Genomic DNA, 15,543 nt, shown 5'->3' with positions numbered 1-15,543 from the left:
AATATTTTTGGGGAGGGAATCCTCCCCATTCTTATATCGTGGTACTTTCAAAGATTAAATTGTTAAAGCACTCTTTAAAGAAAAAAGTCCTATGCAATTTTCCAGAGTGGCACTCCATTAGTATAACATGCAATTAATATTTTTCCTGCTGCCTTATTACTTCTGATAATATTGACAGCAGCTTATCAGCCTGGACTGGCTTTGCTATATGTTCATTCATTCCGGCTGCAATAGCCTCCCGCTTATCTTCCTCAAATGCATTTGCTGTCATTGCAATGATTGGTATACACGCCTTGTCCTTATCTGGTAAATTTCTGATTTCCTGTGTTGCCTTATAACCGTCCATTTTAGGCATCTGGATATCCATGAGGATCACATCATATGTTCCAACCGGCATTTGCATTATCCTGTTTACACACTGGATACCATCCTCCACACGTTCTGTTTTAAGACCTGCACGCTCAAGTATTGCTTCTGCAATCTCTGCATTCAGATCATTGTCCTCTGCCAAAAGGATATTCCTTCCCTCAAGTATTTCACTGCAGGATTCTGGATTTTCAGCATGTTTTTTTACATAATAGCTTTCATCCGCTATCCTGTGTTTTAGTGTTACAGTAAAAGTGCTGCCCTTTCCAAGCTCACTCTCCACATCGATTGTTCCACCGAGCAGATCAACATATTTCTTTACGATTGACATTCCAAGTCCGCTTCCTGTGATTTTGCTCTTCGTGGTGTTTCGTTCACGAGTGAATGCTTCGAAAATTTTTGACAGATAATCCTGGCTCATACCAATTCCGGTATCGCTCACCCTGGTCCTTACAATCATGTACCCAGGCTCCTCGCAGGGTAATTCATCTATATCTACCATAACAGAACCACCGGCTGGAGTATATTTTACGGCATTACTCAGGATGTTGACAAATATTTCTTTTACCTTGGTAGTATCTGTCAGTATATTTTCATGTTCTACATTTATTGTGTAATGAAGAGCAAGATTCTTTTTCTTTGCTTCATCCTCAAATATTTCAAACAGAGTCTGCCGGATATCCTCAATCCGTCCATAGTTCTCATCAATTTCCATCCTTCCGCTCTCAATCCGAGCCATATCAAGTACATTATTTATGATTGACAGAAGGAGGTTTCCTGACTGCTGAAGTTTTTTTAAATGTTCTGAAGTTTCAGGCAAATCCTTTCCTTTCAGTTCATTCTCCATAAGCTGTGCATAGCCCAGAATTGCATTCATAGGAGTACGGATGTCATGTGACATATTGTTAAGGAAACGAGTCTTTGCCAGATTAGCTTCTTCTGCTTTTTTCAGAGCGATTTCCAACTTGTCATTAAGCTTTTGTGTATCATTTGCAGCAAGCTTTGCGACAGCTTCTGCTTTCCTTGCCTTCCGTAAAAGTACGAGGATAATACTAATGATAGTGAGTACAAAAAATCCTGCCGTAACAAAAAAAGCAAGCATATTGTCTTTTACAAAATCCAAAAATGTTACCTTATCTGCTGTACTGTCATAAATAGCAAGTGCACTTGTAAGCATGTCAGACGGCATAGCCTTTAAGGTTTTATTCAATATTGATAAGAGGGTTCCCTCTCCACTTCTAACTGCAAAGCATGCCTCCATTGTTTTTGTAAGTGGAATACTCTTGAAATTTTGACTGTTATCATATATTAGTGCCTGACTTGCGCCCATGAGGAAACAGTCTGCTTTTTCATGAATGACCATATCTGCTGCATCGTCAAGCGAATCACAATCTATAAGCTTCCATTGGGGATAACTGAATGCAATATGCTGTTTTAAGGCATATTTTTCCCTGGGCACAGCTACAGTATACACCTTATTCTCATCAAATTTTTCCTCATCTGTTACCGCCATCAGGCTGTAGGTCCAGGCTGTGTTTGTAAGTGTATATCCGTTTTTTTCTGCAAAATATGGATTCCTGCCAGCATAAAAAATCATGTCAATCTCTCGTTCTTGTAAAGCCTGAAGCATTTCATCATAATCATCATATTCCTGTATATTAAATTCCAGTGTCTGATTTCCCAGACAGTCTTTGGCATAAGAGAAATATTCTGCCAGCATACCGGTAAGTTTTCCAGTCTCTTCGTCCAGAGAAAATACTGCCGCATCATTACTCAGAAATCCGATCCGGATACCATCATGTTCTTCCAACCAGGACTTTTCTCCGCCTGTAAGACTTTGACAATAATCAAGCGTAAAATACTTTTTATACAGATCCGCCTTGAAAAAAGGACTATCCTGATCCAGCTGACGCATAGCCCAGTCCAACTCTGTCTTGATATCGCTGCGCTCTTTATTTATTACAAAATATATGCCGGATTTACCAATCGTGGTAACGGATGATATTCCCTGTTCAGACCAGATGGATTCCTCCAGAGATACAAAACAATCGATTTCATGATTCGCTAATTTCTTTTCGACATCATCATTATTATTCACATTTACATGTTCTGTATGTATGCCATTCTTATTTTCCCATTCTGTCAGCATGATTTCAGGCTCAGTACCCATGAGCACACCTACACGTTTACCGTCCATAGATTTGAAATCAGACGTCCCAATATCCGTATCCGATAAATCAGCATAAAGGATATATTTTTCCTCACCCATGGGTTCATCCGGGAAAAGCATCTTCTGTGCACGTTCATCGGTGTAAGAAATATCGCCCATGATATCAATCTCACCATTTTCAAGCTTATCAAAACAGTTGGACCAGTCACATTTCACATGCTCAAATTTCCATCCGGTATAACCTGCCAGAGCCTGCATGAGCTCGTAGCCATAACCTCGTCTGACACCGTTTTTATCGACATAATTAAAGGTATCCTCAAATGAGCCGACACGGATGGTCTGTGGCTGTTTTTCATCATTATTCGTTTCAGCAGCCTGGCAGTGTACCGATAACATCATCCACATTCCCAGGACCACAAATATACATGCAAATAGTACGGCTGATTTTTTTCTACTTTTATCCATATTTTTTATTTCCTTCATCCGTTTGTGTTTTATGATGTTCCAAACACCAGGTCAAAAACAGCAAGTATTGTTTTTATATCAATCGGTTTTGCAATATGTGCATTCATCCCTGTTGCTGTGTACTGCTGCTGTGTAATTTCCATCATCTCTGCAATGCCCCGGGTGATAAAAACGCTGCCAAACAGGCAGCGCATCTCATTTCATGCAACTGGCTGCCATTTTACAGGCCCTGTAGCTTTGCGTCGCAGACTTTCATCTGTTTTGCCGATTTCCATATTAGAGCATTTAAAATTATACAAAAAAACTGATTTTATTATACTCCCTTGCTCCACTTTACACAAGAAAAACCTCACCGCTTTAACGCTTAAAAATAATTTGAAAACCTGCTAAAAAGTTGTTAACCGAACTTCTTAGCAGGTTTTTATTACTAATCTGTCAGATTATTTTGTAATGTACTGATCAATTCCTCTATAACGATTGGCTTGGATAAGAATCCATTCATACCGCATTCCAACGCTTTCTTTCTGTCCTCGTCAAAAGCATTGGCCGTCATGGCAAGGATGGTGATTCCTGCCAGTGCCGGATCCCTAAGGGCACGGATCTGCTTCGTGGCCTCATATCCGTTCATTACCGGCATCTGCACATCCATCAGCACCAAATCATAACCGCCCGGTTTCGACCTCTTGACCTTCTCTACTGCCTCTGCCCCATTTTCTGCAGTATCCACCAGGAAGCCATATTCATTAAGGATCTCCACCGCAATTTCACTGTTCAGCTCATTGTCTTCCACAAGCAGTATACATCTGCCTCTGAAATCTGAGCATGCCGCCGGAAGAACAGGCTTCTCCTGCTCAGCCTGATTCTGGCCAATGGCAGTCATCAGGGTATCTCTGATATCGGACATAAACAGAGGTTTCGCACAGAATGCAGTTACTCCTGCAGCCCTGGCTTCCACTTCGATGTCTGACCAGTCATAAGCAGTCAGAATAATGATCGGTGTATCGTCACCAAGACTGCGGATCTGTCTGGTGACCTCAATACCATTCATATCCGGCAGTCGCCAGTCGATGATATAAGCATGGAAGGCATCCCCAAGCTCCATAGACTGTCGTGCACGCAGAACAGCCTCCTTACCGGAAAGTGTCCATTCCGAACGCATTCCAACCCTCACAAGTATTTTTGTCACGCTGTCACAGGTATTAAAATCGTCATCTACAACCAGAGCCTTAAGACCTTCCAGCTCTATGATCTTCTCTATACGTTGGTGCTCAGGCTGAGTCCGGAATGGCAGTCGGACGATAAATTCGGTACCTTTCCCCTGCTCTGTCCGGACCTCAATGGTGCCGCCCATCATATCCACAATATTCTTGGTGATGGCCATACCAAGTCCTGTACCCTGAGTCCTGCTTACAGTGGAAGTCCGCTCCCTCTCAAAAGGAGAAAAGATCTTCTGTACAAATTCCTGACTCATACCGATTCCGTTATCCTTCACCCGGATCTCGTACAGTTCACTGCCTCTTTGGAGACCCGGATACTGTTTCAGCCGGACAGAAACGGTTCCGCCAGCAGGAGTAAACTTGATCGCATTGGACAAAAGATTCAGCAGCACCTGATTCAGTCGTGTCTTATCACAATAGACATCCTCATTTGTCACATCCATGGCATCCATATAAAGCTCCAGCTGTTTCGCATGGATCTGCCCGCTGATGATCGTCTTCAGATCATGAAGCACATCCGACAGACTGACCTCCGTTTCTTCCAGATGGATCTTTCCGCTCTCAATCCGGCTCATATCCAGGATATCATTGATCAGGGAAAGCAGATGGTTACTGGAGGAAAGGATCTTTCCCAGATAATCCCGAACCTTGTTTTTATCATCAATATTGCTTACAGCCAGTGTGGTAAAGCCGATGATCGCATTCATTGGTGTCCGGATATCGTGAGACATGTTGGAAAGGAAGGTACTCTTGGCCCTGTTTGCTGTCTCCGCCGCACGGACTGCCTCAGAAAGTGCCTGGTTCATTTTCCAGTCCGAGGTACGGTCCGACAGAACCAGGATGTATTTCTTTTTTCCATTTACCTCACTACCCATTGCAATATTATGGAACCAGCGTTTTTCCCCTGTTTTCTGATGAACATATTCAAAATCCCATTCTCGCTGTTCATGAACCTTGATTTCTTCCAGATAATTTTTCTCCGGATCTTCATGTTCCGCCGGATGCAATTTTCCCAGAACACGAATATCTCTACGAATCTGTTCTACCGTAATACCCAGCAGATTTTCCGCATTTGGGCTGACGTAATCTGCCTGATATGTTTTTGCATCCAGCATCAGAAAGACATCATCCACGTTCATTGAAAGCTTTTGAAACAGCTCATCCCGGTACCGGATCTCCGTATCCTTTCTTCTGAGATTTGTCCTGCTTTTTTGAATAATAAGACTGATAAGAAAAGCAGCAATACAGAACACGACCGCACCAACAAGAAGCATTGTACTGCTCTGCAGGCTGTTCATACTGGCATTGACAATATCTGCCTGTACAAGTCCCAGAAATACCCAGTCCTGAATATCTGATTTTTCATAGACCAGATAATAGTTCCTTCCATCCAGATTTACCAGCATCGCACCAGTATGTCCTGCTTTAAACTTCTCCGAAAGCTCATTGACCTCTTTTTCAGACATATCAGAATGCTCTCTCAGAACACCGAAGAAATTATATACATTCCCCCATAACTCAGAAGAATGATCGATCACAACACGGCCATCCGGATGAACAATAAAACTCTGTGCATTTCCATTGAAAGCAGAAATATCCAGTACATCTACGATATTAGAGTTTTCATAAGCAATGGCGATGGCATCATATTCAAATCCCTGATAGTTTCCATGAGCCTTGGGAGTGGCAAAAACAAGCAACTGGGATTTTCCCGGAACTGCTGCATTTGATATCACATCATTTCCCTGCCGGATGTCCTCTTCAATATTTTCCTGTAATCCAAGGTACCCGGTTTCCCCTGTCACCATCTTATAGTTCCCGTCGGCTGACAGAAAAAAGAAATCCAAAAATCCGGCATCTTCCTGCGCATTCTTTATATAATTACGGATTTCATCTTCGCTTGAGGTATTCTGCAGATTCTCACCCCAAATATGGAGATAAGTCAGGTTCTTATCTGTCAATTCCCTTAACATATTATCAGACTGATGAAAAACCTCCGTCAGATGGGAAACACTTTCCTCATAAATAGTTTTCGACACAAAGTCAAAATATCGGAAAACCATCAGAACAATTTCCAGTAAAACAGCTGTAAAGACAGCGATCCGGAATCGTTTTCTCCTAACAGTCTTTTCTCTGCCTTTGTTATGCTTCTTAATATCCATTCTTCTCACCTCAGAGTCACGTAGTCTTCAGGTTCTGCAAGAATGGCATCACCATCTGAAATATATCCTGTCCAGGTATCTTTCACAAAGGTGTCTTCTCCCTCAAACGCAATATTCTCATCTGTGGGATAGGCTTCCATGTGTTTTGGTATCGCAAGGCAGGTTACCGTGAATGTATCCTTGTCCTGAACTTTTTTTCCGTCTTTTGTAACTTTACTCAATGTATAGCCATCATCCGTTTCTTTGACTTCCACGGAAATGCCGCTGACCACAGGCAGAGAGCCACGGTTAAAGGGAATGAAACCTCCCTGATAGCCTTCTACAAAGTTTCTGACCAGTTCTGTCAGTTCTGCCCCGCTTATCCTGCAGCTATATGCCGAAAGACTGTTTGGCATGATCATGTCTCTTGCCATTTTTTCTGTATATCCAGCTTTCAGCACGTTTCCCGTAAAGCTGTTTCCGGTTGCGATTAGCACATCCGTCCCATAAATACCACGCAGAGTGTTTGCCATAACCGAATAAGCCGCATTTCCCCCACTGCTATGAAAACGGTTGGAATAGGATTTCTGTGAATCCAGCACGATATTCTCTGAAGCAGATTCTTCCGCAAGAAGCTGGGAATTAAATGACTGATAGGCCTGCTCTGCATCGTATTCTCCTGAAATCATCTTCGAAACCACATCCTTGGAAACGGAGAAAAAGTCATTTGACGCAATGCGGATATACATGTGGTTTTCCTCGATCACAGGTTTCACATCCTTCAGATATTCCGTAAGCTTAAGATCCACATCCTGGCTGTAGCTTAACAGATCCTGTCCATCACTAATGATCCGGTTCTGTGCATCCTCTGAAAGCATTGTATTCAGTACCTTCATTGCTTTCTTCCGGCGCGTCTCGTCCTGTGTCAGGTCACGGTTTAATGCCACCTGAAAATATGGGGTCGTCATCAGCCACTTTTCGCCATTCTCCTGAAAGAATGGCAAAAATGTTGTGTTAATGCCCTGATCCTGTAACATTTTTACACCAGCTGAGCTGCTGAAGTACATGGCAAGCTTACCACTTTGGTACATCTCAATTATATCATCATAATTCATATCCAGATCGTCCTGGTTCAGCCCGGTATCCTGGATAAACTGTTCCATGCGTTCAAAAGCCTCCGGCCAGACGGTATCATCCAGACCTTCTCTCTTTGTATTATCCGGGTCACTGTAGGTGGTGCGCCACTTGCGTCCGTCTACAGAAGACAATTCTGATGCAGACAGACCCTGCAGTGTTTCCATACAGGTATAATCGTAATAATAGTCTGCAGTAAAGCCACGGATTCCCACCTCGTCAAATGCCTGGCAGGCAGAGACAAAGCTTTCATAATCGGTTGGCAGCGGAATTTCATACTTTTCAAAAAGGTCCTTGTTCACTACAAAACCGTGGGCATCTGCACACACGGGAAGCCAGTTTACGCTGCCATCCTCGTTCATAAAACTGCTGAGGTAGGTATCATAGACAGCACCTGCCTCATTGGTTGTGGAAAGATCCATCAGACTGTCCTTCAGCGGACTTGCGTCATGCAGGGAAAACCGGCAGCAGGTAATAATATCCGGCAATCCACCGTTTTCATCAAGAAACTTATAAAAATCCAGATCATTATTGCCGACTACAAATTCAACATTGATATCCGGAAGCTGTTCCTGGATGTATGGTGCATATTTATCATACAGGCTGGTGCTCCATAAATACACTGTGATGGTTTCTGCATCTTCTTTTTCTGCAATTTTTCTGCCGCAGCCTGACAAAAGTGATGTGCCTGTCGCCATCACCAGAAGTACAGCAAGTAACTTACTCCGGTTTTTCTTTTTCATTATGACTCCCCCTGAAACTGTGTTTCATTAGTTTATAAATTATATTTATCAATAATTTTCCATCAACAGGCTTTGCTATATGCTCATCCATTCCAGCTTCTTTAGCTCTCAGTCTGTCCTCCGTGAATGCATTTGCTGTCATTGCAATAATCGGAACCACCTTTGCATCCTCTCTGTCCAGAGAACGGATTTTCTTTGTAGCTTCATAACCATTCATAACCGGCATCATAATGTCCATAAGAATGACATCAAATTCACCAGGTTTACTTTTTCTGAATATCTCAACAGCTTCCTGTCCATTCCATGCTTTCGTCACCTCAACACCTTCATTCTGGAGCATAAATTCTGCAATTTCCATGTTCAGCTCATTATCTTCTGCCAGAAGAATGTGCAGCCCCTTTATAGATTTTTCTGATACATCCTTCTGTTTTCTACATTTATCCGCATTCATATCTATTTTGAACGGAACCCGGATCACAAATGTAGTTCCTGTGCCTTCTTCACTTTCAAAGGTAATGGTTCCGCCCATTTTCTCGACCAGATTCTTTGCGATCGGCATCCCAAGTCCTGTTCCGGCAAATTTTGTGCGGCTTCCTGTGTGTTCCTGTGCAAATGGTTCAAATACACATTTCTGGAACTCTTCAGTCATTCCGATTCCTGTATCCCGGCAGATAAATTCCATTGTGGTCATTCCTGGCTGTTCGGATGGGATTTCCATGCAACTGATATAGATGTGTCCGTTTTCTCTGTTATATTTCACTGCATTGGACAGGACATTCATCATCACCCGTTTCACATACCCCGGACTTCCAATAAAATCCCGGTGTGTGATTTCTTTTTTCTCCCACACGATCCTGATATTCTGTTCTGCAGTCATCTGCTCGATCACAGAAAATACTTCCCTTGAAATACTGCTCAGATTAAATGGAATCTCTTCCAGAACGATTTCACCTGACTCCAGTTTACTCATGTCCAGGATTTCATTTACCAGTTCCAGCAACAGATTGGATGCCTCTTTAATCTTTGTCCTGTATTCCGTCTGTTTCTCCAAATCACCTGCATAATGTTCTGCCATATTGACCATGCCGCAGATTCCATTGATCGGAGTCCGGATATCATGGCTCATCCGCTGGAGAAACTCTGTTTTTGCCTCATTGGCAGCTTCTGCCTTTTTTGCTGCTATCAGAAGTTCTGCTTTATATTTTTCATCTTTTTCCTGTTCCTGTTTCCGGTGCGCCAGATTGGTTCTGTAGGTCCAGAACCAGAATATACTGAACATCAGAAAATAAAGAAAAATAACACTTATCACACTTAATGGAAGATTATGGAACACTTCTGTATCCGGAAGATATGCATAAATATAGTAATCCCTCTGCTTCAGCATGATTCCGTAGCATCCGGTTCCTTCATTCTTCAAATGGTAAATGTGCTGACTATCTGTATGCTTTTTCATTTCCTGAACAACTTCGTTTTCAGCCGTATTCTGTCCTAACAGACTCTCATCATTGCTGGCAACAACAATCCCATCATCTGCAACAAGAACCGTTCCATCTTTCTGAGTACTATAACCGTTTAAAAGTCCTTGTATCGTCAGTGTATAGTTTCTGGCAAATTCAGGAGAAGTGTAATAGTAGATTGCTACAATACCCGGTGCATCTTTTCTGGCACAGGCTGCAATGTCGACATGTGATCCATCTTCCCTGTCAAACCGTTCCGAATAAGTTCTTTCTTCATATCCGTCAAAATCCATGATAATATCTTTTTGCAGATACTCTGTAATCTCATTGGCCAGAGATTCATCCGTACTGTATTCGCAATCCATCTTTCCTTCTGTATCCAGTACAATGATGCCATCCACCCAGAGAGTCTGCAGGTTTTCTTTCAGAAAATCCTCGCTTAGCTGCCCGCCGTTTTCTGTTTCCATTTTAATATTTGTACTCATCTGTCTGGCACTTTCAATGGCACGGAGGAGACTTTTGGATTCCGAAGATTCATTATAATGGGTGTAGGTGGAGCACTGCACTTTCACATAATTTACAATCTCCACCATTCTTTTCTCTGCTTCTGCTTTTTCTGCGTGGAAGAAATAAAACAGAGAGACTACAGCCACACAGATTCCAATCAGACCACCCAGCCGCTGGATTCGTTTTTCTTTTTTACTTCTCTTAATATCCAAGATCATCCACCTCCAGATACTTCTGGGGATCATCCAGATATTTTTCAATAATTTTCAGGGATGTACCATCCTGACGCATTTCTTCCAGAGTCTGGCTCATCTGCTCACAGATTCCCCTGTCATCATCTTTTGCAAAAGCGACACCTATTCCAGTGAGCATTAAAGGTTCTTCCAGGATACGGAAGCTTGCGTCATAATCCTTCATATACTGGACAATCGATTCCTCATGTGCGGCAACTGCATCTACATATCCTTTTCCCAGAAACGTATAAATCAGCTCCCGGTGTCCAAGACTGATCAGATTTGCCAGTTTGGGGATTCTATCATCTGTCCGGTTCAGAAAAATACTTTCCGGTTTGGTTGTGGACTGAACAGCCAGATTCTTTCCCTCCAGGTCGCTCAATTTATAGATATCACTGTTCTCATTTACAGCGACCACCTGACGGCTTGCTATGTACGGTCCTGCCCAGCGGTAATCATCAAGACGTCCTTCCATAGAAAAGCAGCCCATGATACAGTCAATCTCTCCGCTCTCCACCAGTTCTTTTTTATCTTCCCAGTTGATCTGGACAACCTCCACCTGATATCCCATTCTTTTGAAAGCTTCTGTAGCCAGTTCTACATCTATGCCAGTCGGTACACCATCCTCATTCAGATAATTGTATGGTGGATAGTTATCGCTTCCGAGGGTAATAACAGGCTTTTCTGTTTCTTCTTTCGTGTTATCTGTGTTTTTACACCCTGCCAGGGTAACTGCTAAAATTCCCGCAAGCAGAATGCCTGCAATCACTTTTTTTCCTTTCATTTTCTGTCTATCCTAATTATCCTTCTCGTATTTTTTATATCTGATTCCCTGCCATTTGTTACTGTTCAATGACCTGCGGTTCGGTGCCCCCCCGCCGGATTTTATGCTTCTGATCGTCTTTTCCAGTATTTTCATCTCAACCGGTTTTGAAACATGTGCATTCATACCAGCTGCCAGTGAATGCTGGATATCCTCTGAAAATGCATTGGCGGTCATGGCAATGATCGGAATCGTCTTTGCCAGTTCATGGGAGCTTCTGCGGATTGCCTTTGTTGCCTCATAGCCATTCATAACAGGCATCTGCACATCCATCAGGATCATGTCATAATCCCCTGGAGCAGACTGTTCAAATGCTTTCAAAATCTCTTCACCATTTTCACAGATGGTACATTCCGCACCTTCAATCTTTAACAGTTCCGTCAGGATCTCTGCGTTCAGCTCATTGTCTTCTGCACACAGGAATCTCATTCCCTGCAGGATATTTCCATCCTGCTCATCTGTTTCTTCTTGTGCCGCCAGAGCAGTTGTTCTGTCCTCTGCAATTTTCAAATCTATGAGAACCTCAAAACAGCTTCCCAGCCCCAGTTCACTCTCCACATCGATGGTTCCTCCCATCGCCTCAACCAGGTTCCTGGTAATCGCCATTCCAAGTCCGGTTCCCTGTATCTTATTCGTCATGGAATTTTCTGCACGGGTAAACGCATCAAAAATTGTATTTTTGAAATCTGCTGACATTCCCATGCCATTATCGCTGACCCAAAAGCGGTACTTTGCATAAACAGATGAATTTGATTCACATTCCTCTGCCAGAAACTGAATTTTTCCGCCTTCCTGTGTATATTTTATTGCATTAGACAGCAGGTTGCTGAAAATCTGCATTAAATGGACGCGATCCCCATTCACCCACTCATGCCGGATATTTTCTTTTGCAATTGTAAAGGTCTGCTTCTTTTCATATATTTGAGAATGAAATATCGTGTCAAGTTCCTGTATAAAATCCACAATAGAAAAGTCAGAATATTTGAAAACCGTTTTGCCAGCTTCAATCTTACTCATGTCCAGAACATCATTAATGATCCCCAACAGATGCTGTGATGAAGTGTCAATTTTATCCGCATACTCTATTACCTTTCCTTTATCTCCGGCATCATATCTGATCAATGACGTAATACCAATGATCGCATTCATAGGAGTACGAATATCGTGAGACATGTTGGCAAGAAAACTGCTTTTGGATCTGTTCGCTTCCTGTGCCACCTGAAAAGCTTCCTCTGCCGCCTGTTTTGCCTGCCGTAATTCTGTATTTACTGTTTCCAGCTTCGCATTATTTTCCCGCTCCGCACGGATCGCTTCCTGCTGGTTTCTACGCATAACAAAAGAAATTCCCAGCATAACGCAGACAGCTACGATAACCGTAAAGATAACGATAAATACCATAACAAAATTCACAAGTTTTAATGTATTTGTAGCAACATACTCTGCCGGAACCAGAAAGATAAGTGTCCATTCCGCATTTTCCAGTCTTTTTAATGCATAAAAATATTCAGTACCATCCAGTATTGCATTAGAATAACTACAGCCTTTTTCTTCCAGTTCCACTTTTGTTTTATCAAAAGAAGAATTGTGAAGGTATTTCATATTCTGTAAAACCGAAAATACATTATGCCCTTTAATTAATTCCACCTGATTGCTGTTAAACAGTTTAAATCCATTATCATCCAGTACATACACACTGTTGTTTCCGTTATATGCATCACAGCTAAAATAAGGATTCAGCTGTTCCATATCCTGGGAAATTCCAAAATAAGAGATTGTAGTTTTCTCTTCTCCATTTTGAAGTTCTATTGCTTCTGGCAAACGTTGCAAAAACACCATCTCTGACTGGTTATCTGTCATAGAATCAAAAACAAAACTGATCTGTTCGGGTTTGTCTTCAAAATAATCCAGATCACGAAAAAGTCCTATGTATCCGTCTTCTGTATAATATCTGCCCTGTGAATCCACTGCCACCAACATGATCTTATGATCTGCATATGCTGATAATTCATATTTCTTTTTCATATGTCTGCAGAGTTCATCTGTAGTCTGTATGTTTGCATCTCTCAGATAATTGCATTCTTCCGTTACCCGGTCCCAGTGGGAATCAATCACATCCTCCAGATTCTGAAACATCTGATGGGTAATCTCTTCCATCTGGTTTAACCGTTCCTCATAGATGATATCCCGGATATAAGTCTGATACAGGAAAAAAAATGCAAGAAGCATCGCTATACCAGCTATACAGCAACACAATATTAAGTTCCGATAACTCTTTGTCTTCTGCATCCTTTCCCTCCGCTTATTTCCATTCAGCGTCTGCTTCACTTAAAGTCTTAAATTGCCCAAAAAATTCTTTTGCCGCATCCATACCTACAATACCACTGTCTGTCACTTCTGTTTCTGATGCCAGTTTTTCACTGATTCCGGAAATTGCAACCTGATAAGTCTTCTCATCTTCCAGCTCCATCGGACTTACCAGCACATAAGGATAATTGTTTCCTGTACCGGCTGCATCATATCCTTCTTTATATAAATCCTGAATCTGTTTTCCTGTTAATCTGACCGTCTGGATTGTCTGTGACCAGCCTGTCGGAAGAATGGTACAGATGTCATAGTCTGTAATATTCTTTGCATACAGTTTTCCGCTCACGCCACCATTGTTCTGGTTAGTGCCATTTCCACTGATCCATGTTCCAAGGGATATAAGAGCAATGTCACTTCCGGTCGCCTCGGCAAAGCATCTGCCCACCAGCTTTGCACAGCTTTCCTGTGAGATTTCCTCTGTAGCTGTTGTGAACACTTCCGGCTGATTATTTACCACGCTGTCCTGATCCTCATCCAGCTGATCTGCTACATCCTTTATTGATGCCTTATCCTGCATGAATTCCAGCATTTTGGTTCCGGTAGTTACAATCGTATTTTCCCATCCAGAATAAATAAACGGTGTCGTATTCCCTGCATTGATAAAATCCGAAATATCTGCATAGTAGGTATCATCCGCCTTTGCATCTTTAAAAGGAAGTAGTCCTGCTTTTAATGTGCTCTCCGGATACAGGGCACTGGTTCCTTCTACCGTAGACAGCACCTTCATGACTTTTAATGCATCTTCAAGTTTCTCCGGATTATTTTCCAACTTTTTATTCAATCCGTAAAAACGGTTTACATTTAAAATAAATACATTCTGGCTTCCATCTTCAGACAGGTATGGCATCAGACCAAATTTGTCCGTTGTATCTTCTGAGTCCATAATGCCATTCTGTGGTCCCAATAGAAACAGTGCGTTTCCCTTTATAAAAGCTTCTCTTGTTTTACTATCATCTATCGGATCACTGTTGCTGCTGTCAAACATACCGATGTCTTTCCATTTTTGGATATATTCCATGCTGTCCATCATGCCTTCCGTGTCACTGACATTTGCCTTTCCTGACAGGTAATCTTTCTGCCACTGCTTTCCAGACAAGGTACCAAGGAATCCCGCATCCGCAATATTACATATATACTGGAAGGCAGAACCCGGATACTGAATCTGTGCCATACATAACGTAACTCCTGCTTCTTTTGCTTTGCCTGCAAGTTCTTCAAGCTCTGTAAAAGATGTTGGCAGCTTCCAGCCATGTTGCTCAAGCAGTGTTTTATTATAAGTGATTCCATAACAGTTGTACAAAGATGGAAGCATATAAAGTGCACCCTCATCGGATACCTCTTTCAGACGTGATTCCACATAATTATCTGTAAAATCGTATCCGGAGAGATCAATCATCTTATCACTGACATCCACCACATCTGGCTTATAAAAAGTCTGTGTGCAGATATCCGGAAGATCATCTGCCTCTAACATATTCTGTAGATAGGTTGTTGTATTTGACCCGCTATACGTGATTACTTCGAGATTAACCTCTGGATATGTTTTATGCACCTCTTCTATAAAGCTGTCCACCTCCAGATAAGGAGCCATAAAAGTAATTGCTTCGTGTTTCTTTGATGTTTCATCTGTTTTCCCACACCCTATAAGTCCTGTTGCTGCCACACATGCCAAAATAAGACATACACTTTGTACTTTTTTGATTTTCATATTTTTCTCTCTCAAATAAAATTATTATTGTTACATCTATGAAGTAACACCGTAAAAAAACACTGTCTCACAGACAGTGCACATCAGTTCATGCAACTGGCTGCCATTTTACAGGCCCTGTAGCTTTGCGTCACAGACTTTCGTCTGTTTTGACGATTTTCTTATTATAGCTTTTAAAATTCTGCAAAAAACCTATTTTATTATACTCCATCGCT

General features: G+C 42.0%; 7 protein-coding genes and 2 riboswitches. All 7 genes read right to left on the bottom strand.

Annotation, left to right across the window (positions count from 1 at the left end):
* Positions 1-133: 133 nt before the first annotated feature.
* The 7 genes from AB5618_RS00945 to AB5618_RS00915 all read right to left on the bottom strand — a co-directional run bounded on the left by AB5618_RS00945 (position 134) and on the right by AB5618_RS00915 (position 15,328).
* Positions 134-3,001: a transporter substrate-binding domain-containing protein gene (locus tag AB5618_RS00945; RefSeq protein ID WP_173773299.1), complete on the bottom strand. Its 2,868-nt coding sequence runs from the start codon at positions 2,999-3,001 to the stop codon at positions 134-136.
* A 200-nt stretch (positions 3,002-3,201) separates the two neighbouring features.
* A riboswitch (cyclic di-GMP riboswitch) is annotated at positions 3,202-3,277 on the bottom strand.
* 151 nt (positions 3,278-3,428) lie between these two features.
* Complete coding sequence (locus AB5618_RS00940; protein ID WP_368366427.1) at positions 3,429-6,380, bottom strand: response regulator; 2,952 nt, start codon at positions 6,378-6,380, stop codon at positions 3,429-3,431.
* Between the two features lie 5 nt (positions 6,381-6,385).
* Entirely contained in the window at positions 6,386-8,236 is a 1,851-nt protein-coding gene (locus AB5618_RS00935; protein WP_148462052.1) for an ABC transporter substrate-binding protein, read from the bottom strand.
* Positions 8,214-10,418 carry an ATP-binding protein gene (locus AB5618_RS00930; RefSeq protein WP_148462051.1) on the bottom strand — a complete coding sequence of 735 codons (2,205 nt, stop codon included), beginning with the start codon at positions 10,416-10,418 and terminating at the stop codon, positions 8,214-8,216. Before AB5618_RS00930 ends, AB5618_RS00935 begins: the two co-directional genes overlap by 23 nt.
* Complete coding sequence (locus tag AB5618_RS00925) at positions 10,402-11,217, bottom strand: ABC transporter substrate-binding protein (protein WP_173771457.1); 816 nt, start codon at positions 11,215-11,217, stop codon at positions 10,402-10,404. The genes AB5618_RS00930 and AB5618_RS00925 overlap by 17 nt, the downstream gene beginning before the upstream one ends.
* Before the next feature lie 12 nt (positions 11,218-11,229).
* The gene (locus tag AB5618_RS00920) at positions 11,230-13,542 is read right to left on the bottom strand and encodes an ATP-binding protein (RefSeq protein ID WP_237963535.1); all 2,313 of its coding nucleotides are present in this window, start codon (positions 13,540-13,542) and stop codon (positions 11,230-11,232) included.
* A gap of 13 nt (positions 13,543-13,555) precedes the next feature.
* Complete coding sequence (locus AB5618_RS00915; protein WP_148462050.1) at positions 13,556-15,328, bottom strand: extracellular solute-binding protein; 1,773 nt, start codon at positions 15,326-15,328, stop codon at positions 13,556-13,558.
* Positions 15,329-15,416: 88 nt separating this feature from the next.
* Positions 15,417-15,492, bottom strand: a riboswitch (cyclic di-GMP riboswitch).
* Positions 15,493-15,543 lie beyond the last annotated feature (51 nt).

Origin of the sequence: Ruminococcus sp. J1101004sp1_RTP21198st1_B9_RTP21198_201120 (assembly GCF_040924245.1) — a bacterium.
GTDB classification, from domain to species: Bacteria; Bacillota; Clostridia; order Lachnospirales; family Lachnospiraceae; genus Blautia_A; species Blautia_A faecis.
The sequence above is the reverse complement of the archived record's forward strand: the minus strand, read 5'-3'. Positions and strand labels throughout refer to the sequence as shown.

Coding starts and splice junctions, on each gene's coding strand:
- AB5618_RS00915 (WP_148462050.1), bottom strand. CDS start 15,328: ATGAAAATCAAAAAAGTACAAAGTGTATGTCTTATTTTGGCATGTGTG.
- AB5618_RS00940 (WP_368366427.1), bottom strand. CDS start 6,380: ATGGATATTAAGAAGCATAACAAAGGCAGAGAAAAGACTGTTAGGAGA.
- AB5618_RS00920 (WP_237963535.1), bottom strand. CDS start 13,542: ATGCAGAAGACAAAGAGTTATCGGAACTTAATATTGTGTTGCTGTATA.
- AB5618_RS00930 (WP_148462051.1), bottom strand. CDS start 10,418: ATGATCTTGGATATTAAGAGAAGTAAAAAAGAAAAACGAATCCAGCGG.
- AB5618_RS00945 (WP_173773299.1), bottom strand. CDS start 3,001: ATGGATAAAAGTAGAAAAAAATCAGCCGTACTATTTGCATGTATATTT.
- AB5618_RS00935 (WP_148462052.1), bottom strand. CDS start 8,236: ATGAAAAAGAAAAACCGGAGTAAGTTACTTGCTGTACTTCTGGTGATG.
- AB5618_RS00925 (WP_173771457.1), bottom strand. CDS start 11,217: ATGAAAGGAAAAAAAGTGATTGCAGGCATTCTGCTTGCGGGAATTTTA.